Source organism: Tenacibaculum sp. FZY0031, from assembly GCF_036350695.1.
In the GTDB taxonomy this organism is placed as follows: Bacteria; Bacteroidota; Bacteroidia; order Flavobacteriales; family Flavobacteriaceae; genus Polaribacter.
Map to the genome: position 1 here is coordinate 74,423 of NZ_JAZDVY010000006.1, position 18,395 is coordinate 92,817.

At 32.8% G+C, this 18,395-nt stretch carries 20 protein-coding genes and 1 tRNA gene; 14 read left to right on the forward strand and 7 right to left on the reverse strand.

Going from position 1 to position 18,395, the window contains the following annotated elements:
• Positions 1 to 181 precede the first annotated feature (181 nt).
• Both V1T75_RS09895 and proS read right to left on the reverse strand, forming a co-directional pair.
• Positions 182 to 253, reverse strand: a tRNA-Glu gene (locus V1T75_RS09895).
• A gap of 75 nt (positions 254 to 328) precedes the next feature.
• Positions 329 to 1,807 carry a proline--tRNA ligase gene (proS, locus tag V1T75_RS09900; RefSeq protein ID WP_330488386.1) on the reverse strand — a complete coding sequence of 493 codons (1,479 nt, stop codon included), beginning with the start codon at positions 1,805 to 1,807 and terminating at the stop codon, positions 329 to 331.
• A 147-nt stretch (positions 1,808 to 1,954) separates the two neighbouring features.
• Here proS and V1T75_RS09905 point away from each other — a divergent pair, with 147 nt between their 5' ends.
• The 5 genes from V1T75_RS09905 (at position 1,955) to porT (ending at position 7,147) form a co-directional block, all read left to right on the forward strand.
• Complete coding sequence (locus V1T75_RS09905) at positions 1,955 to 3,265, forward strand: hypothetical protein (protein ID WP_330488387.1); 1,311 nt, start codon at positions 1,955 to 1,957, stop codon at positions 3,263 to 3,265.
• A 46-nt stretch (positions 3,266 to 3,311) separates the two neighbouring features.
• On the forward strand, positions 3,312 to 4,706 hold the full coding sequence (locus V1T75_RS09910) for an OmpP1/FadL family transporter (protein WP_330488388.1): 1,395 nt from the start codon (positions 3,312 to 3,314) through the stop codon (positions 4,704 to 4,706).
• A gap of 98 nt (positions 4,707 to 4,804) precedes the next feature.
• Complete coding sequence (locus tag V1T75_RS09915) at positions 4,805 to 5,698, forward strand: NifU family protein (protein WP_330488389.1); 894 nt, start codon at positions 4,805 to 4,807, stop codon at positions 5,696 to 5,698.
• A 20-nt stretch (positions 5,699 to 5,718) separates the two neighbouring features.
• Positions 5,719 to 6,447, forward strand: coding sequence for a bifunctional demethylmenaquinone methyltransferase/2-methoxy-6-polyprenyl-1,4-benzoquinol methylase UbiE (ubiE, locus tag V1T75_RS09920; protein ID WP_330488390.1), 729 nt, complete (start codon positions 5,719 to 5,721; stop codon positions 6,445 to 6,447).
• 1 nt (position 6,448) lies between these two features.
• Positions 6,449 to 7,147, forward strand: coding sequence for a type IX secretion/gliding motility protein PorT/SprT (gene porT / locus V1T75_RS09925; protein ID WP_330488391.1), 699 nt, complete (start codon positions 6,449 to 6,451; stop codon positions 7,145 to 7,147).
• Between the two features lie 286 nt (positions 7,148 to 7,433).
• Here porT and V1T75_RS09930 read toward each other — a convergent pair whose 3' ends face one another.
• The 3 genes from V1T75_RS09930 to V1T75_RS09940 are packed head-to-tail and all read right to left on the reverse strand — an operon-like array spanning position 7,434 to position 9,052.
• Positions 7,434 to 8,252, reverse strand: a complete 819-nt coding sequence (locus tag V1T75_RS09930; RefSeq protein WP_330488392.1) for a mechanosensitive ion channel family protein — start codon at positions 8,250 to 8,252, stop codon at positions 7,434 to 7,436.
• Between the two features lie 41 nt (positions 8,253 to 8,293).
• Positions 8,294 to 8,476 carry a hypothetical protein gene (locus V1T75_RS09935; protein WP_330488393.1) on the reverse strand — a complete coding sequence of 61 codons (183 nt, stop codon included), beginning with the start codon at positions 8,474 to 8,476 and terminating at the stop codon, positions 8,294 to 8,296.
• A 6-nt stretch (positions 8,477 to 8,482) separates the two neighbouring features.
• Complete coding sequence (locus V1T75_RS09940; RefSeq protein WP_330488394.1) at positions 8,483 to 9,052, reverse strand: RNA polymerase sigma factor; 570 nt, start codon at positions 9,050 to 9,052, stop codon at positions 8,483 to 8,485.
• 219 nt (positions 9,053 to 9,271) lie between these two features.
• On the opposite strand from V1T75_RS09940, the gene V1T75_RS09945 reads away from it, so the two are divergent.
• Together V1T75_RS09945 and rpe are read left to right on the forward strand one after the other, a co-directional pair.
• Entirely contained in the window at positions 9,272 to 10,135 is an 864-nt protein-coding gene (locus tag V1T75_RS09945) for a sigma-70 family RNA polymerase sigma factor (protein WP_028891227.1), read from the forward strand.
• Positions 10,136 to 10,285: 150 nt separating this feature from the next.
• Positions 10,286 to 10,942: a ribulose-phosphate 3-epimerase gene (gene rpe / locus V1T75_RS09950; RefSeq protein ID WP_330488395.1), complete on the forward strand. Its 657-nt coding sequence runs from the start codon at positions 10,286 to 10,288 to the stop codon at positions 10,940 to 10,942.
• Between the two features lie 70 nt (positions 10,943 to 11,012).
• On the opposite strand, the gene V1T75_RS09955 is transcribed toward rpe, so the two are convergent.
• The gene (locus V1T75_RS09955; RefSeq protein WP_330488396.1) at positions 11,013 to 11,165 is read right to left on the reverse strand and encodes a hypothetical protein; all 153 of its coding nucleotides are present in this window, start codon (positions 11,163 to 11,165) and stop codon (positions 11,013 to 11,015) included.
• A 108-nt stretch (positions 11,166 to 11,273) separates the two neighbouring features.
• The gene (locus tag V1T75_RS09960; RefSeq protein ID WP_330488397.1) at positions 11,274 to 11,693 is read right to left on the reverse strand and encodes a CBS domain-containing protein; all 420 of its coding nucleotides are present in this window, start codon (positions 11,691 to 11,693) and stop codon (positions 11,274 to 11,276) included.
• Between the two features lie 141 nt (positions 11,694 to 11,834).
• Between V1T75_RS09960 and V1T75_RS09965 the strand changes: the two genes are divergently transcribed.
• The 7 genes from V1T75_RS09965 (at position 11,835) to V1T75_RS09995 (ending at position 18,388) form a co-directional block, all read left to right on the forward strand.
• Positions 11,835 to 12,467, forward strand: a complete 633-nt coding sequence (locus V1T75_RS09965) for a Crp/Fnr family transcriptional regulator (protein ID WP_330488398.1) — start codon at positions 11,835 to 11,837, stop codon at positions 12,465 to 12,467.
• 65 nt (positions 12,468 to 12,532) lie between these two features.
• A complete protein-coding gene (locus V1T75_RS09970) occupies positions 12,533 to 13,516 on the forward strand; it encodes a Tll0287-like domain-containing protein (RefSeq protein WP_330488399.1) in 984 nt (327 codons plus the stop codon).
• 4 nt (positions 13,517 to 13,520) lie between these two features.
• Positions 13,521 to 13,820, forward strand: coding sequence for a thioredoxin (gene trxA, locus V1T75_RS09975; protein WP_330488400.1), 300 nt, complete (start codon positions 13,521 to 13,523; stop codon positions 13,818 to 13,820).
• Positions 13,821 to 13,895: 75 nt separating this feature from the next.
• Complete coding sequence (locus V1T75_RS09980; RefSeq protein ID WP_330488401.1) at positions 13,896 to 15,224, forward strand: cytochrome ubiquinol oxidase subunit I; 1,329 nt, start codon at positions 13,896 to 13,898, stop codon at positions 15,222 to 15,224.
• Between the two features lie 3 nt (positions 15,225 to 15,227).
• Complete coding sequence (gene cydB / locus V1T75_RS09985; RefSeq protein ID WP_330488402.1) at positions 15,228 to 16,304, forward strand: cytochrome d ubiquinol oxidase subunit II; 1,077 nt, start codon at positions 15,228 to 15,230, stop codon at positions 16,302 to 16,304.
• A gap of 121 nt (positions 16,305 to 16,425) precedes the next feature.
• The gene (locus tag V1T75_RS09990; RefSeq protein WP_330488403.1) at positions 16,426 to 16,953 is read left to right on the forward strand and encodes a DUF2202 domain-containing protein; all 528 of its coding nucleotides are present in this window, start codon (positions 16,426 to 16,428) and stop codon (positions 16,951 to 16,953) included.
• Positions 16,954 to 17,074: 121 nt separating this feature from the next.
• Positions 17,075 to 18,388 (forward strand): TolC family protein, encoded by a 1,314-nt coding sequence (locus tag V1T75_RS09995; protein ID WP_330488404.1) that lies wholly within the window; start codon positions 17,075 to 17,077, stop codon positions 18,386 to 18,388.
• Positions 18,389 to 18,395: the final 7 nt, after the last annotated feature.

Below are 18,395 nucleotides of genomic sequence, written 5' to 3' on the forward strand. Positions count from 1 at the left end.
CCGTACGGGAATCGAACCCGTGTTACCAGGATGAAAACCTGGCGTCCTAACCCCTAGACGAACGGACCAAAACAATCGTTCTGATTGCGGGTGCAAATATACAATTCTTTTTGTTATTTGCAATTAAAATTTATTTTTTTCTTTATTTATTTTTCCTTCTAAAATAAAGAAAAAGAACTTGTAGTCCGTACGGGAATCGAACCCGTGTTACCAGGATGAAAACCTGGCGTCCTAACCCCTAGACGAACGGACCAAAACAATCTTTTTTGCGATTGCGGGTGCAAATATAAAAACTGTTTTTTATTGCACAAAGCTTTTTTTTATTTTTTTAATATGCTTTTGCAAAAAGTACTCTTTTTGTAGATGGTTTCCCTGTTAAAACACATACACCTACCTCTTCCTGTGCATCGTTAGGAATACATCTTATAGTTGCTTTTGTTAACTCTTTAATCTTATCTTCAGTCTCTATGGTACCATCCCAATGTGCAGAAACAAATCCTCCTTTGTTTTCTATCACATCTTTAAACTCTTCAAAAGAATTTACCTCGGTGATATGATCGTTTCTATATGCTAAAGCCTTGTTAAAAATATTTTCTTGAATCTCTTCTAATAAAGCTGTCACAACTTCCACTACTTCGTCTCTAGAAACAGTTTGCTTTTCAAAAGTATCTCGACGAGCAACCTCAACAGTCCCGTTTTCTAAATCACGAGCTCCCATAGCAATTCGTACAGGTACTCCTTTTAATTCGTATTCAGCAAACTTAGCTCCTGGCCTAAATGTGTCTCTATCATCAAACTTTACAGAAATTCCTTTAGCTCGTAATTCTTTTACAATTACATCAACCTTTTCAGAGATTGCATTTAACTGTTCTTCTCCCTTGTATATTGGGACTATTACAACTTGGATTGGCGCTAACCTTGGTGGCAATACCAAACCAGCATCGTCAGAGTGCGTCATAATTAACCCTCCAATTAACCTTGTTGATACTCCCCAAGAGGTTGCCCATACATATTCTTGCTTTCCTTCTTTAGAAGTATACTTAACATCAAAAGCCTTTGCAAAATTCTGTCCTAAGAAATGAGACGTTCCTGCCTGCAATGCTTTTCCATCTTGCATTAATGCTTCTATTGTTAAGGTATCATCTGCTCCTGCAAAACGCTCACTTTCACTTTTTGCTCCTTTTACTACTGGCATTGCCATAAAGTCTTCTGCAAAAGTTGCATAGACTTCTTGCATTTGTTTTGCTTCCGCTACTGCTTCCGCTTTTGTAGCATGTGCTGTATGCCCTTCTTGCCATAAAAACTCAGCAGTACGTAAAAACAAACGTGTACGCATTTCCCAACGCACTACATTTGCCCATTGGTTAATTAACAATGGTAAATCTCTATGTGATTGTATCCATCCTTTATATGTATTCCAAATAATTGCTTCAGAAGTAGGACGAACAACCAATTCTTCTTCAAGTTTTGCTTCAGGATCTACGCGTAATTTTCCTTCGTTCTCTGGATCATTTTGCAAACGATAATGCGTAACTACCGCACATTCTTTTGCAAAACCCTCTGCATTTTTTTCTTCTGCTTCAAACAAACTTTTGGGCACAAAAAGAGGAAAATAAGCGTTTTGATGTCCTGTTTCTTTAAACATTCTATCTAATTCTTTTTGCATGTTCTCCCAGATTGCAAACCCGTAAGGCTTAATTACCATACAACCTCTTACGGCTGAATTTTCAGCTAAATCGGCTTTTACAATCAATTCGTTATACCATTTCGAGTAATCTTCGGCTCTTTTTGTTAAATGTTTGCTCATAATCAAAAGTTTGGCATAAATATTGTTATTTTTTATGCGTAAATTGTGTCTGCAAAACTACATTAAAAAGGTAACAAGCCCAACAAAGAACTAATTTTTTGCAGCTAGTTAAAAAACAATTTGCTATAACCTTAAAATAAAAAAGTCATGAAGCTACATTACACCAACACCAAACTCTCTTTTTATATCCTATCATGTATGATGGCAGCTATGTTTATTTCTTGTGGTTCTGCACAAACGGTTACTGGTAGTGATGATGGTATTTATGCTAACGAAGTAGAACAACCTCAACGCAGAGTAGTCATTGCAGACGATCGTGCATACGATGAATACCAAGAAAATTATTTTACCAAAGAAGTAGAACGTTTAGATGCTTTAAACGGTACGGATATTTTTACCGACATAGAAGATTATAAATCTGAAGGTACTGATTACTACGACGATGAAGAAGTTATTTATGAAGAAGAACCAGAAACAAGAATTACATACAATAGTAATGAGCCTTGGGGCTATGATTCTAATTCTGATGTGGTAATTAATATCAACACCTTTCCTCGTTATCATTTAGGATGGAATTGGAATACCTATTGGGGAGATCCCTATTGGGACGGTCCATTCGGATGGAATAATTGGGGGTGGAATAACTGGCGATGGAATCGTTGGAGATACAATTCTTATTGGCATCCTTATCATAATTGGAATGCTGGATTTTATGCCGGTTTAGGTGGATTTTATTACAACTCTTACTGGAATAGATACAATTATTATAGACCATATAGATACTATAACAACCACTATTACAGACGTCCTTACAGAGGTGCCAACTATTACAGAGGACATAGAACTGCTACAGTTTCTAGAAGAGGATACACTACTGGACGTAGAGGAACTACAACTGTTAGACGCTCTTCTGATGTATATAGAAGAAGTAACGGAAGTACCTATCGTAACAACAGAAATACACGTTCTACAAGAAATACACGAGGCTACAATACCAGAAGAGGTAATAGCTCAAATAACAGAAGCATCAAACGATCAACTAGAACAAGAAATTATAACTCAAATAGCAACAGGTCTACTCGTAGTTATAGAGATACGCCTCGTTCTACAAGAAGCTCAAGAGGATATTCTGTAAGAAACTCTAGCGCTTCCAATAATAATGGTGTTCGTAAATCTTCATCAGTTAGAAACTCCAGAAGTTACGCTAAGAGAAACCAAAGTTCTAATCAATCTGTTAGGAAATCATACACTCCTAGAAACTCTAAAAGCTACTCAAAATCAACTGGAAATAATCGTAAAAATTATGCTTCTCGCAAAAACAGTAGTTCAAGAAATTCTAGAAGTTACTCGAGATCTTCCAGCAGCTCTCGTAGTTACTCAACACCATCAAGAAGTAGTTCATCATCTACCAGAAGCAGTACAAGAAGTAGCAGTTCATCAAGAAGCTCTAGAAGATAAACTAAAAGCAAACTTCAAGATAAGTTTTTAACGAATTAATGAAAAAATGAAAAGAATTTTAACCTTCGCGATAATTATCGCATGCACCTATACTGCCTATTCACAATCTTTAGGCTATAATGATTTAGGAATTTTATTTTCTAAAGACGATAATTACGGAACTGCTCGCTTTGAAGCAATGAGCGGAGCTTTTGGAGCCTTGGGAGGTGACATCTCAGCTTTTGGAATTAATCCAGCTGGTAGTGCCGTTGCTATTAAAAGTACTTTTGGTGTTACTTTAGGAAACAGAAATACTACTTATACTGCTAGGTATTACGGAAACACTACAGAAATAGAAGATGATTTTTTTAATATTACTCAAGCAGGTGGTATTTTATCTTTTGACACTACTCATAACTCTGACTGGAACCGTTTTGCTTTAACTTTTAATTATAGATTGAAAAGTGATTTTGAAGGATTATTTTCTTCACAAGGCAATAGTGGTCAAGCATTGTTTAATGAACACCCTGATGATATTACCAACCAGTACGACAATGGACAAGAACAACGTTTTTTAAACTCTACCTACGGAGAGAGTAGTATTTTTGAAATGGGATTCTCTGCTGTACACCAAAATAAGTTACATGCAGGAGCAAGTATAAAGTTTCACAATTTTAGCTTTGGTCAAGTTACCGAACTAAGAGAAGTTAACGAAGATGATAACGGGAACACCTTAACAGCTCTTAACGTTCAGGACAGCTACTTTGAAGGTAGTGGAGTTTCTTTTAGTGCTGGTTTTATATACAAAGTAAATCAAAGCTTCCGTTTCGGATTAGCCTATGAAACTCCAACGTGGTACAATGAAGTTTTTGAAGACAGCAATTTAGGTGTTTTCGACCCAAATGATTCTAGATATGATGATTGGGTTGGTTATACTGAAATCTCTGCTACAAACCAAGATACAGATGTTAATAGTGGGGAAGAATTTTATTCAAATATTTTCAGGCTACGAACACCAAGTAAACTTACTGCTAGTGCGGCTTTTGTTTTTGGCAAACAAGGTTTGATAAGTGCAGATTATACTTATAAAGATTACAGCAGTACAAAATATAGAGAGAATGATCCTTATTTTATAGAAACTAATCAAAACTTTGATACTGATTTTAAAGGCACCCACTCCTTAAATATTGGTACCGAGTGGCGTTTTGACAAAATGAGTGTTCGTGGTGGTTATCATTATGAGCAAAGTCCTTATAAAAATGCTTTAGACGATGATAATATTTCTGGATTTTCATTAGGACTTGGTTATAATTTCGGAAACGTTAAGTTTGATTTATCATATACTAATTCAGAAAACAACAGTCCGTATCATATTTATAATTCTCCTGCTGTAGATGTGAATCCTATTGAATTAACAACTGATACTTCTCGAATTTCCGGAACACTTACTTTTAGTTTATAATTCACAAAAACATATAATAAAGGTCCTGCTATATGCGGGACTTTTTATATATACATATCTCAGTTTTTTACCGTAATTTTGCTTCTTATTTACAACTTATGAGTTCAATAAAAATAAACATACAAGAAACTAATAACGAAACCATTCTAAAGTTTGTTAGTAACCAAATTTTAGTCAATGGGGGTAGTTATGAATACAATAATATAGACGAGGCTAAAAACTCCCCGTTAGCACAACAATTATTTTACCTTCCTTTTGTAAAAAAGGTATTGGTTACAGCCAATTTCATTGCTATTCAACGATATGATATTGTTGAGTGGAACGATGTTGAAGAAGAGGTTCGCGAACAAATAGAAGCTTATATACAAGGTGGTAACTCGGTAGTAACAGAAGAAACTACCAAAAAAGATGCTGTTGAAGTATACGCTGAAGTTACTCCAAATCCTGCAGTAATGAAATTTGGAACCAACAAAGCATTAACGCAAACTGACGTCGAGTACACAAACATTGAAGAAGCAAGCAAATCCTCTCCTTTAGCTCAAGCATTATTTAGCTTTCCTTTTGTAAAAGAAATTTTTATTTCTGAAAACTACATTTCAATCACCAAATATGATATGATTGACTGGAATGAAGTATACCAAGAAGTGCGTACTTTTATTCGTAGTTATATTCAAGAAGGCAAAAAAATCATATCTGAATTGCCTAAGCAGCAAACCAAACAAAATGTTGAAGTTCCTAAAGAGAATTTAACCGCTACTGAAACTAAAATTGTTGATATTTTAGACGAATATATAAAGCCTGCTGTAGCTTCTGATGGCGGAAATATTGCGTTTCAATCGTACGATGCTGAAAGCAAAAGAGTAAGTGTTATTTTACAAGGAGCTTGTAGTGGTTGCCCATCATCAACAGTAACGTTAAAAAATGGTATTGAAACCATGCTAAAAGAAATGTTACCTAATCAAATTAATGAAGTAGTTGCCATTAACGGGTAATTGTAAATCAAACAAAAAATATGTCTGAAAAGATCAAACCATACAAAGATTCTGAACTAGGAAAAAAAGAACAAGTTGCTCAAATGTTTGACAACATCTCTGAAGATTATGATGGGTTAAACCGTGTTATTTCTTTGGGTATTGATGTTAGCTGGCGTAAAAAAGTAGTAAAACTAATAGGCGAAAATAATCCACAACAAATTTTAGACATTGCTACTGGAACAGGTGACTTGGCTTTAATGATGTCTGAATTAAACCCTGAAAAAATTGTAGGGTTAGATATTTCTGAGGGAATGTTACAAGTGGGAAGACAAAAAATAGCTAAAGCGAACTTATCCAATAAAATTAAAATGATTGTTGGTGACAGTGAAAACATTCCTTTTCCCGATAACACTTTTGATGCAATTACTGTTTCTTTTGGTGTTAGAAACTTTGAAAACTTAGATAAAGGCTTAACCGAAATATTACGTGTATTAAAACCAGGTGGTAAGTTTGTCGTTTTAGAAACCTCTAACCCAACCAAATTTCCGTTTAAACAAGGATACAAATTGTATACTAATTATATTTTACCTATTATTGGTAAACTCTTTTCAAAAGACAAGGTTGCTTACTCATATTTATCAGAAACAGCAAATTCTTTTCCTTTTGGAAAGGCTTTCAACAATATTTTACAAAAAAACGGGTTTAAGAATGCAAAGAATATACCTGTAACATTTGGTGTTGCATCAATTTATACCGCTTTAAAATAGTATGTTAAAAAAGCTTTTACTTTTCGGAATTTTAGTGACGTCGTTATCTACACAAGCACAAAAAGAAAAAATATTGAAACTTCCTAGTTTCGACAAACCACTTTTTCATTACGGATTTTACCTAGGTGCTAATAATAATGGTTACAAAATTTCGTATGCTCCAAGTGATTTTGACAATACTGAAATCGAAGTAGCATCTTCTATTGGTTTTAATGTAGGATTAATTGCCGATTTAAGATTACACAATAACGTAAACCTACGTTTTGAACCAGGACTTATGTCCAACACAAAAACGTTGCATTTTAAACACATTGCTGGGGCTGATAATGTAAACACTCGTGAAGTAGGAGCCACCTACTTACATTTACCTCTGTTGTTAAAATTAAGCACCAACAGACTCAATAATATGAGGCCTTATGTAATAGGAGGAGTTTCCTACGATCATAACTTTTCAAGCAACGAAGGAAATAGTGATGATAATTTTGCAGGAGAGTTTAGAACGACTACTAATAACTTTATGTATGAAGTAGGGATTGGGGTAGACTTTTATTTAAGTTACTTTAAATTTTCTCCTTCTATAAGAGGTGTTTTTGCTATTAATAACGAAGTAAAATACGATAATAAATCTCCAAGTCAATGGACAGATCCTATTCATTACTTAGGAACTAGAGGGGTGTTTTTACACCTAGCTTTTGAATAAAACTTATTTCAAAAACATATAATTAAAAAAAGGCTTTCTAAAATTTAGAAAGCCTTTTTAGGTTTAAATAATAGGAAGTCCCCCGAATTCTTATTACTATATACTTGTTAGACACACTTATTTTTTGAACGTCACATTTTATTTCAAAAAAAAAAGACCGCAAACTGCGGTCTTATTTCATAAAGATTTCTCTTTATTAATTGGATAGAAGTCCCCCGAAATCTATCGTACTGTTAAAAACATTGTTTTTAGCAGTTTCAAAGATATAAAAAAATGTTAATTTTTTTTAATTTTTTATAACTATTTTGTTGTCAACCACATCTTTAATTGGTATGATCACTTTTCCTTCTGTAGTATGAACTGTTACGCATATATTATCGATAGCTACAATTACTCCTTCTACGTCTTTAATTACAACTTTTTCACCAATTGTAATATTCTTTCTTGAGTAGTACCCGAAAAGCAATCTTGAAACGGCATCCCTGGCTCCAAACCCAAAAGCTAAGGTAAAAGCTAATAATACAGAACCTATTAAGAGTGTTAAGTTACTTTTAATCACAGAAGTATCAACTCCTGCTTGGTCTAATGCCGTGATAGATAAAAACACAACGATTAAGTAAAAAGCAATATTTCCTACTAAGTTTCCACCAGACACTTCAAGAGATTTGAACATAGATTGAATTGCTTTTTTCACCATGGTTCCCAAATAGGCACCTCCAACAAAAATACCTACCGCTGTTAATAATTTAGGCAAGTAAGCAAAAAAGCTTCTAATCCCATCAGAAACAACAGTTAGGCCAAACATTTCAGCTCCAACCATTACAAAAACAAAGATTAAAAACCATTTTAGCACAGCTAAAATAACATTGGTTAGTACAATATTTATCGTACTGCTTCCAAAAATTTCAGTCTTTTTAAGTTTCTTTGACCATTCGTCTATTTTAGTTTTTGCCAATGCTTTTCTAACAAGGTATAAAAAGACTTTGATAACAAGCCATGAAATAATAACAAACGCTAAAAAGCCAGCTACAGTAGGTAATGAATCTACTATATCTTGAAAAATATCCTTAAAAGGCGTTAAAAAATCTATCTTTAAAAAACTCATAACTTTAAATGTATAGTGATATTTGGTTAGTTTAAATTAATTCACTTTTTTTTATTGGGTTCAGTACCTCCAATTAAATCAATAATAGTATTGGGGTACTTTACCACAAATAAGTCAGCCATATCTATTGATAGCTTTATCATTGCCACATCGTTAAGCACTTTATCTTTTAGTACTTCTGGCAACTCTTCGTTATGTAATATTTTTTTAAATGGATTATCCATAATGTATTACAATTCGTTATACGCTTTCACCACTTTTTCTTTAGCTCTTTTTAGTCGCATTTTTACTGCGCTTTCTCCCAAATCTAACCCTACCGAAATATCTTTAATACTCATTTCATCTTGGTACTTCATTAATAAAATCATTTTCTCTGATGGAGAAATCATTTCGAGTGCTTTAGCTAATTTATCTGACTTTAACTCGAATAGTGTAGCGTCATCAATATCATCAATATTGCTTTCTTCTTTTATTTCATCTGTTACAACTGTTACTTTTTCTTTTTTCTTCTCCTTATTTCTCTGTACGTAGTTAACACAAAAATTATACGTAAAAGAATATAACCAAGTAGAAAACTTAGATTTCCCTTTAAAAGTTCTCAATTTAACAAATAAACGGATAAATACATCATGAGTTAAGTCTTGAGCCTCTTCTTTATTTTTGGAAAATCCATAGCATTTATTGTATACCACACCAGCGTAACGATCGTATAAAACAGCAAACAAATGAGTATCATTTTTCTCTACTATTTTACGAACTAAATCTTCGTCGCTTATTTTTTTTACATCAATACTCTCCAAGGGGCAGTATAGTTAGTTTCCATCTTAGTTATACGTTAAATTAGACACCCAGGTTGCTGCCTAGTCACCTAATTATTGTGCAAATAACGTGTTTTAACATTTCTTTAACAAATAGACGGAATTTTTCAAGAAATACAAAAAACTTTGTAACATTATTCTCTTAGCATACGTATAAGATAATGTAGAGTGATTGATAAATTAAAAATATACTTGAAGTAGATGAGACAACTTAAAATTACAAAACAGGTTACCAATAGAGAAACCGCATCTTTAGATAAATATTTGCAAGAAATAGGAAAAGTAGATTTAATTACTGCCGATGAAGAAGTGGAATTAGCACAAAGAATTAAGGCTGGAGATCAAAGGGCGTTGGAAAAACTAACCAAGGCTAACTTACGTTTTGTGGTATCGGTTGCTAAGCAGTACCAAAACCAAGGACTAACATTACCTGATTTAATTAACGAAGGTAACTTAGGCTTAATCAAGGCTGCAAAACGTTTTGATGAAACGCGTGGTTTTAAATTTATTTCTTACGCAGTATGGTGGATTCGTCAATCTATCTTACAAGCCTTAGCTGAACAATCTCGTATCGTACGTTTGCCTTTAAATAAAATTGGGTCTATTAATAAGATCAATAAAATGTACGCTTTCTTAGAGCAAGAAAATGAGCGTCCACCTAGTGCTGAAGAAATTGCTAAGAAATTAGACATGACTGTGAATGATGTTAAAGAGTCTATGAAAAACTCTGGTCGTCACGTATCAATGGATGCACCTTTAATTGAAGGAGAAGATTCTAATTTATATGATGTATTGAACTCGGGTGAATCTCCAAATCCTGATAAAACTTTATTACACGAATCATTACGTATTGAAATCAATCGTGCGTTAGAAACACTAACGCCACGTGAAGCTGATGTTGTAAAGTTATACTTTGGTTTAGGAGAGCACCAACCAATGACTTTAGAAGAAATTGGTGAAACATTTGATTTAACTCGTGAACGTGTACGTCAAATTAAAGAAAAAGCTATCAGAAGATTAAAACACACATCTCGTAGTAAGATTTTAATGACTTACTTAGGTTAATAATACAAACAACAACAAATAGTTATCGTAACTATTCGTTTTTTGATTAATGAATGAAAGCTCTCCAATTGGAGAGCTTTCTTTTTAGTTTTAATGCTCTTAGTTTTAACTATATTTGCACTTAATAACAACACAACAACTTATATATTAATGGAAAAACTTGTAGCCCCATCAATTTTAGCGGCTGATTTTGGAAACCTTCAGCGTGATGTTGAAATGGTTAATGATAGTAAAGCAGACTGGTTTCATATTGACATTATGGACGGTGTTTTTGTACCTAATATTTCTTTTGGAATGCCTGTTTTAAAATCTATTACAAAGCATGCTAACAAAACTATTGATGTACATTTAATGATTGTAGACCCCGATCGTTATATTCAAACTTTTGCAGATTTAGGTGCCGATATTTTAACAGTGCACTATGAAGCTTGTACGCACTTACACAGAACTGTACAAGCTATAAAAGCTGCTGGCATGAAAGCTGGAGTTGCTTTAAACCCACATACCCCTATCGCTGTTTTAGAAGACATTATTATAGATTTAGATGTCGTTTGTATTATGAGTGTCAACCCAGGTTTTGGGGGGCAATCATTTATTGAAAATACGTATAAAAAAATTCAACAGTTAAAAAACTTGATTGAATTTAGTGAAGCAGCTACCCTAATTGAAATTGATGGTGGTGTAACTGATAAAAACGCCAATAAACTTATAGAAGTAGGTGCCAATGTATTAGTTGCTGGTAGTTTTGTTTTTAAAAGTGACAACCCAACCGAAACAATTGAAAATTTAAAAACAATTATAAATTAACAAAGTAAAAAGCGGATTTAGTAAAGAATTCTAAATCCGCTTTTCATCTATTTTCTAGTTAAGGTCGTGATTATTCTCCTCCACAAAATACCTCATTCATACAAATATACCCTGGAGGTAACGGTTCACATCTCGTACACATTACATACGTCCACCCTCCTTGAATAGATTTTTGTGCTGATTTGTTTAAAACTGAACCTAGATTTGAAATATTTTTTAACATAATAAAGTGTTTTAAGTTTCTCAAAAATAAATTGTAAAAAACAAATTAACCTCAAAAAAGACGTAATAAAAGTAAGGTTTTTCCGTAATTTTCAACCTCAACAAAACTTTAAAACTGTTCTAATAAGTAATAAATTAAATCGGTTGTTGTTACAATACCCACTAATTTAGTACCATCTACCACTGGTAACGCATGAAACTCTTTAGTCGCTAATATTTCAGCAACTTCTTTAATTGTTGCATTTGAGTTAACGGTGATTAAATTTTTAGCCATTACTTGGTCTATTGTAAACATATTGTATACTACCGTATCTACATCTGTTTCATTTTCATCAACAGCGTCGGCAAAACTTATTCTTAATAAATCTGTATAACTTAACATTCCTTTTATTTCATTTCCACTAACAACTGGAATATGTCGTATGTGTTCTTTTTTAAATAACTTTTCTGCTGTCATTAAATCATCAGTACTACTCAATGTGATTACATCTTTAGTCATTATCACTGAAACGGGTGTTCTTTTTTTCATTTTGTATGGTTTTGTGTTATTATCTACTTCAAATTTCATTAATAAATAAATTTAAAGACCTGATTAAAATCATAGTTTTTAACTTATTTTATACGTACCTACAATGTGATTATTTAACTATTTTTACAAAAACATTTTATCTTGACAGAGGATTTACAGAAATACTACGGTTATTTATTTGAGGAAGCGTTGTTAAAAGAAATAGCAGAAGTTTCTATTGCCAAAGAAATGAGTGCTAATGATATTATTATCGATATAGGAAGCTATATTACATCCATCCCTTTACTATTAAGTGGCGCTATTAAGATTTTACGCGAGGATAAAGAAGGGGATGATTTGGTTTTATACTATATTGAAAAAGGTGATACCTGTGCTATGACGCTTTCCTGCTGCGTAGGAGAGACAAAAAGTAAAATTAAAGCGGTAGCCGAAACAGATGTAAAACTTTTAATGATTCCAAAGCAGAAAATGAGTGAATGGCTTAGTAAATATAAAAGTTGGCAGGAATTTATTTTACATAGTTATCATAGCAGGCTACAAGAGTTTATTGATGCTATTGATACCATTGCTTTTCTAAACATGGATCAACGTTTATTAAAATACCTAAAAGATAAGGCCTTGGTAAATCATAACGATACTATAAGTGTAACACACCAACAAATAGCCAATGACTTACATACTTCTAGAGTTGTCATTTCTAGACTGTTAAAAGCTCTAGAGAAACAAGGAAAAATAAATTTATATCGTAACCAAATTGAAGTGTTAGAACTTTAACCTTGTAACATAAGTTACATTTTTTACAAGAGAATCGTTCTACCTTTATGGTAAATATTAGAACGATGAAAAAATTGATAGTCTTATTTATAGTTTTATCTATTTTTAGTTGTAATCAAGCTAAAAAAAGTGATTATTCTAAGAAAAGCTCTCAGGGCATTACAACCAAAGAAGTTGGTATTCCTCCTGGCAAAGAACTACTCGAAACAAAGTGCTATGTTTGTCATAACCACACTACCCCACACGATGAAAGAATTGCTCCTCCTATGATTGCGATTAAAGCTCATTACATTCATGAAAATACTTCCGAAGAAGAGTTTACCGAAAGCTTCCAAAATTTTGTATTAAATCCAACGAAGCAAAAAGCAATAATGAAGGGAGCTATTAAACGATTTGGAGTAATGCCATATCAAAAATTTGAAGAAGAAGACCTCAAGAAGATAGCAAATTATCTATATAACTATAAAATTGAAGAACCTGGTTGGTTTAAAGAGCATTGGAAAGCTAAACAAGGAAAAAATTATATCAATTCTGGTAGAAAAACAAGCTATATCCAGTCTAACAAAACACTTGAAGAAATTGGATTAGAATATGCTATGGAAACCAAGAAAACATTGGGTAAAAACTTAATGGGAGCTATTCAAAAGAAAGGAACTTTACACGCTTTGAAATTTTGTAACGAAAAAGCCTATAAGCTAACCGATAGTATGGCTACTAAGTTTAATGCTACTATTAAGAGAGTTACCGACAACCCAAGAAACCTCAACAATACTGCAAACACTGAAGAATTAAACATTATTGAAGGATACAAAAGAATTGTACATAATAACGAAACTATCAACCCCATTACGAAACAAGCAGGGAGCAAAACCCAATTCTATTATCCAATTATAACAAATAGTATGTGCCTACAGTGTCATGGAACTCCTAACACACAAATAAAACCTGAAACTTTAAAAGAATTAACTCTCCTATACCCTACCGATAAAGCGCAAGGTTATGATGTTAATCAGGTACGAGGAATTTGGAGCATAACATTTAAAAATTAAAATTATGGGAAAATTTTCTGAAATAATTAAAGGAGACAAACCTGTTTTGGTTGATTTCTTTGCTGAATGGTGTGGTCCATGTAAAATGATGGCTCCTATATTAAAAGAAGTAAAAGAAGATTTAGGAGAAAATGTTATTATTTTAAAAATAGACATTGATAAAAATCAACAAATAGCTAATACCTACCAAATTAGGGGTGTTCCCACCTTTATGCTTTTTAAAAAAGGCACCCTATTATGGAGACAATCAGGAATGTTATATAAGAACGATTTGATTAGTATTATTAATAACCATGTGAAATAATATCATTATTTTTATTCCTCCTAATTGCTACAAAAAAAACGTTCTTATTTAATAACCTCATAAACAATCTTCGGTATGGAAGACATGCTCTTTTATGATAGAATGCAGTTTGCTTTCACTATTACTTTTCACTACTTATTTCCACAATTAACAATGGGACTATCACTAATGATAGTCTTCTTTAAATGGAAATTTTTAAGAACTAAACTTGAAAAATACAACGACGCTGCTAAGTTTTGGATGAAAATCTTTGCTTTAAACTTTGCTATGGGAGTAGTTACCGGAATTCCTATGGAGTTTCAATTCGGAACTAACTGGGCTAAGTTCTCCGAGCTTACTGGTGGTATTATAGGTCAAACATTGGCTATGGAAGGGATGTTTTCTTTCTTCCTAGAATCTTCCTTTTTAGGATTGTTTTTATTTGGTGAAAAAAAGCTAGGACATAAACTTCATTTTTTAACTGGGTTCCTTGTCTTTTTAGGTTCTTGGGCAAGTGGCTTCTTAATCATTGCGACACATTCTTGGATGCAAAATCCTGTAGGCTATGAAATACTAGCCAACGGTAAGTTTGTACTAAATAACTTTTCAGCCTTATTCTCAAACCCGTGGTTATGGCCTTCTTATTTGCATAATCAAGCAGCCTCCTTGGTTACTAGTTCTTTTGTTGTTGCTGGTATTGGAGCTCTTTACCTTTTAAACAAGAAGCACTTAGAATTTGGTAAATTATTTTTAAAAACCGGAGTTGTTTTCGGAGTTGTAGCATCTATTTTAGTTGCTTTTCCTACAGGCGATTTAGCCGCTAAAAATGTAGTAAAATATCAACCTATAACCTTTGCCGCTATGGAAGGAATATTTGAAACAGAAAAAGGAGGCTCTGAAATAGTGCTAATTGGGCAACCAAATATGCTAGAGAAAAAATTAGACAATAAAATAGCTGTCCCTAACATCTTAAGCTTTTTAACCTATCAAGAATGGAATGCAGAAATTAAAGGACTCAATGAGTTTGATGAAAAAAATTACCCAACAAACATACCGGGTTTGTATTATGCATATCATATAATGGTGGGATTAGGAACTATTTTTATTGCTTTGATGTTAGCTAGCATTGTTCAATTATTTAGAAAAAAGTTATATGATACAAAATGGATTTTATGGGCATTACTCTTTATGATTCCATTTCCTTATATTGCTAATACCACTGGTTGGTATACTGCTGAATTAGGCCGTCAACCTTGGTTAGTTTATAATTTACTACGAACATCTGCTGGAGCATCTCCTACAGTATCCTCAGGAAACACTTTATTTACTCTTTTAGGATTTATCGGATTATACCTACTATTAGGAATGTTATTTTTAATTTTAGTTGGAAAAATCATTAACAAAGGACCTCAAACAACACGTTAAGTTATGGAACTATTTTGGTATGTAGTATTAGTTACAATGTTAGCCATTTATGTTATTTTAGATGGTTATGATTTTGGCGCAGGAATTATTCATTTATTCTTTGCTAAAAAGGAAGAAGACAAAAAAAAGGTCGTAAAAGCAATAGGTCCATTTTGGGATGCAAACGAAGTATGGTTGATTGCTGCGGGTGGTGTCTTATTTTTTGCTTTCCCAACCTTATACGCTTCATCATTTAGTGGTTTTTACCTCCCTTTAATGATGGTTTTATGGTTACTAATTTTTAGAGCTATTGGTTTAGAGCTTCGCGGACAAATACATAATAAAATATGGGAACGTATTTGGGATAAAGCTTTTGGAATTGCCAGCTTACTTCTTGCCTTATTTTTTGGAGTTGCATTAGGAAATGTGGTACGTGGTGTTAATCTAGGAAATGTAGTAGAGGGTGTTTCAACTCATGAAGCACATTATTTTTTCCTTCCTTTATGGAATTCGGAATTTTCCCCTCATTCTGAAACACTTGGTGTTATTGATTGGTTTACTTTACTTCTAGGAATTATTGCAGTAGTATCACTAACAATCCACGGTGCCAATTGGGTAATTTTCAAAACCAATGCTAGTATTAATAACCAACTAAAAAAAGTTGTTTTTGCGCTTTCTTTTGTTTTATTAGGCTTAGTAATTATTTCATTATTCGCTTGGCACGTTATAGAACCTAAACCATTTCATAATTTTATAGAGCATCCTTTCCTTTGGGTATTTCCTCTACTGACGTTTGTAGGGTTATTTGGTTTATTCAACGTAAAAAAACACACAAAGCACATTACTGGTTTTTTATATTCTTCGTTGTTTTTATTAGGAGGTTTGGCAACTACAGTTGCCTCTATTTTCCCTAAAGTTTTGCCTTCAACTAATAATATAAATCCTGATTTAACCATTTACAATGTAGCTGCTGACGAATACGGTTTGTCTGTTGGTGTAAATTGGTTTTTTATAGCTGCAATACTAGTAATTGTTTATTTTGTTATTCAGTATAAAGTTTTTAAAGGAAAAATGGATGATGTAGACTATGGCGAGCATTAGTCTACTTCTTATGCTTAGCTAAATAAAAACATCCTATTAAAACCTTACTCCTATGTAACTAAAGTTGCAGACAACAGCCTATACAATATTTAAATTAGTATATAATTTAAAAGCTGTTATCATGAAAACTTTAAACACAATAGGCTTGTTATTCTTAGTACTTTTTTCGAGTATGAGTAGCTCTTGCCAGAATACCAACAATACCAGTCTTACTCTTTCTGAACAAGAAAAAAACGAAATGCTTTTGATGTTAGAGGAAGAAAAATTAGCTTTTGATGTATATAACTTTCTTAATGAAAAATGGAACCTACGTGTTTTTGAAAACATCAGTCAAAGTGAAGAGCGACATATAAATGCCATAAAAGGTTTATTACAATACAATAATATTGCTTTTACCTTAAATAAAGAAAGAGGAGTTTTTAAAAATTCTGAATTTCAAAAGTTATATGATGAGTTAATAAATAAAGGACAAAAATCTAAACTAGATGCACTTGAAGTAGGTAAATTAATAGAAGAAAAAGATATTGAAGATCTACAGTTAGCTATTAAGAACACCAATGATGAATACAGTATAAATGTATATACCAATTTAGTAAACGCTTCATACAACCACTTAAACGCATTCAACAGAAACATTTCCAAGTATTAGTTGATTTTTTAATTGTTAGTTAAGAACGTCTAGACTTTTGTTTAGGCGTTTTTTCATTGTAACATTAGTTACTGACTACTGTGTTTTATGCCACTAAATTTGTTCTCATAAAATAGTAAAAATGAAAACATCATATATTAGTTTATTTACGGTAGCACTTTTTATATCTGCCACTACCCTAGCTCAAACTAAAATTTCCATTTCAAAAAATGAAGTTTTAAAAAGAGTTCAGGAAAATAACACCTCTTTAAAAATAGCTGAACAAAACTATTTCCAAGCACGTGCCGATTATAAGCAAACCAATGCTGTATTCTTACCAAATATTACTGCCTCTCATACAGGAATTGTAACAACCAACCCATTAATGGCATTTGGTAGTAAATTGAATCAGGAAATTTTAACACAGGCAGATTTCAATCCTGATTTATTAAACAATCCGAAACGAACACAAAACTTCGCTACTAAAATTGAAGTACAGCAACCTTTAGTGAATTTAGACGGTATTTACCAACGTAAAGCCGCTAAAACTAAAATGGAAGCAACCAACTTACAAACGCAACGTACTCAAGAATATTTATTGTTAGAAGTAGAAAAAGCCTACATGCAATTGCAATTAGCTCATAAGGGAGTTTCCGTATTAGAAAAAGCCTTAAAAGCTGCAGAAGCCAACCAACAAATGGCAGAAAACAGCTTTAAACAAGGGTATTTACAACGCGCAGATGTATTAGCCGTTGAAGTTCGAGTTACCGAAGTAAAAAATCAGTTACAAACAGCAAAAAGCAATGTACTAAATGCTTCTAACTACTTGTCTTTTTTAATGAATGAAACACAGAACAACGTTTATGAACCTTCAGATAGCTTGCAAGTACACTTAACGAATCAACTGGCTGATATGACTATTTCTGAAAACCGTTCAGACATTAAAGCCATGGAGTTAGCTTCTGAAGCCTATCAAAAAATGCACAAAGCTGCTCAAATGGATTTTCTTCCACGCTTAAATGCTTTTGGTAGTTACGAACTGTACGATGATAAAATTTTCAATGCAGATGCAAGTGGATATGTAGTTGGAGCACAATTAACTTGGGATATTTTCAAAGGTTCTAAACGCTACGGAAAAGCACAAAAAAGCAAAGCACAATATGAAAAGTCTAGATTAGAATACGAACAGTACAAATCTAAAAGTCAATTAGAGTTACACAACACTAAACGATTGTTAACCGATGCTGAGGAACAATTAAAGTTAACCGAATTGGCCTTACAACAATCAGAAGAAGCCTTACGAATCAGAAAAAACAGGTTTAAAGAAGGACTAGAGAAAACTTCTGATTTGTTAATAGCTGAAACACAATACGCTCAAAAACAATTAGAATATCACCAAACCGTATATCAATACAACTATACCAAAGCTTACTTAGATTTTTTAACTAAAGAATAATCAACAA